The organism is Enterobacteriaceae endosymbiont of Donacia piscatrix, assembly GCF_012569525.1.
Taxonomy (GTDB): Bacteria; Pseudomonadota; Gammaproteobacteria; order Enterobacterales; family Enterobacteriaceae.
The window spans coordinates 364291-366374 of sequence record NZ_CP046200.1; the positions used below are offsets into that span (position 1 = coordinate 364291).

Genomic DNA, 2084 nt, shown 5'->3' on the forward strand with positions numbered 1-2084 from the left:
TTTTATCTTTTTGAAATAAAATTTCATTTTTTAATAATTTATTTGATAATAAAATATTATATTTAAATCCAAAACAACCAGATTTTTTTAAAAATAATTTTATTCCTTTACTATTATTTTTTTTAATTATTTTATTTATTTGTAATAATGCTTTTTGTGTTATATATAAACCTTGATAATTATTTTTTGTACAGATTAAATGAATTAAATTTTTATTTTTATTCATGATAAAAAACCTATAAATATTATTTATTTATTTTAATTAAAAAATTTTAATAAAATTAAAAATAAAATTTTTTATTAAAAATAAAAATTTTGCTTATAAAATTATATATAAAAAATATATTTAATACATTATTTAAATAATTATTAATAATTTATTATTATAAATTGTAATTATTTTATTATATTTTTTAGAGAAAAATCTTTTACACGGAAACCTAATAAAAATAATATTAAAATATACAATATAAAAATTAAAGAACAAATACTTAATAAATAAAAGATACGTATTTTAAAAGAAGATAAAATTAACCATTTTTCAGGTAAATTATTAATAATAGATATCAAAATAATACTTAAAATTATTGTAACTATTAATATACGAAATAAAAAATATAACCAACCATGTTCTGGTTTATATAATTTTTTTTTAACTAATGTTTTATATAACAAAATTACATTTAAAAAAGCAGCAAAACATACAGATATTGGAAATCCTATATGATGTAAAAAAAAAATAAATATAGGACTTATACATTGAGTAATAATTAAAACTAATATATTAATTTGAACAGGTGTTTTTACATCTTGTCTAGCATAAAATCCTATTGCTAAAACTTTTGCAATTATTAAAAATAATAATCCAATAGAATATATAATAATATTTTCTTGAGTCATTAATACATCGAAATAAGTAAATGCTCCATATTGGAATAATGAAATTAATAATAATTTTGATAAAAATCCTAAAATTAATGAACTAGGTACTATTAATAAAAAACATAAACGCAAACCTATATCCATTAATTGGTTATATTCATTTTTTTTATTTTGATTATAAGCGTCAGTTAAACTAGGTAATAATACTATTGTTAATGCTATACCAAACATACCAATAGGTAATTCCATAAGACGGTCAGAATAATAAATCCAAGTAATTGATCCTGTAATTAAAAAAGAAGAAAAAGCAGAATTAATTAATAAAGATATTTGTGTTGCTGCTACTCCAATAATCGCAGCACACATTTTTTTTAAAACTCTCGATACTCCTTTATCAAAATTTTTAAAACTTGGAAATATTAACATATTTATTTTTTTAAGATAAATTAATTGATAAAAAATCTGTAATATTCCACCAATTAATACAGCCCAAGCTAAAATTAATATCGATGGTTCTAAAAGATTAGGAAATATTATAATTAATAATATCATACTTACATTTAATAAAATAGGGGTTATCGCTGGTACAAAAAAATTTTTCCAAATATTTAAAATAGAACTAGCTAATGATGATAATGATATTAATAAAATATATGGAAAAGTCATTTTTAAAATTTTTGATGTAAATTTTAATTTAAAATCTGTATTTACAAAACCTGGTGCAATAATAGAAATAATAAAAGAAGAAAATAATATACCTAATATTACTATTATAGAGAGTATAATGATTAATATACCTAATGTAGAAGCGATAAAATTCTTTGTTTCTTTATTACTTTTTTTATTTTTATATTCAGCTAATATAGGAGTAAATGCTTGAGAAAAAGCTCCTTCTGCAAATATACGTCTTAATAAATTAGGTAATTTAAATGCTATAAAAAAAGAATCACTATACATACCAGCACCAAAAATTTTTGCAATAAGACTATCTCTAATAAAACCTAATAATCTAGAAAACAATGTAATTATACTAACTGTCGTTAACGACTTTAATAAATTCATATAATTCCTAAAAATAATAGTTTATTATATAAATAAATTATTTTAATAAAAAATTCAATATAATAAATTATTTTATTTTATAAAATAGTTTTTAACTATTATTTATTTTATTGAAAAATTCAAATTAAAATTTTTTTCTA

At 17.5% G+C, this 2084-nt stretch carries 2 protein-coding genes; both read right to left on the reverse strand.

Annotated features, from left to right (window positions below):
* Window positions 1–226 (reverse strand): iron-sulfur cluster assembly accessory protein (locus GJT96_RS01845; protein ID WP_486599018.1); only part of this gene is annotated, 226 nt, incomplete at its 3' end.
* A gap of 170 nt (window positions 227–396) precedes the next feature.
* Window positions 397–1944, reverse strand: a complete 1548-nt coding sequence (gene murJ, locus GJT96_RS01850; RefSeq protein WP_169780507.1) for a murein biosynthesis integral membrane protein MurJ — start codon at window positions 1942–1944, stop codon at window positions 397–399.
* Window positions 1945–2084 lie beyond the last annotated feature (140 nt).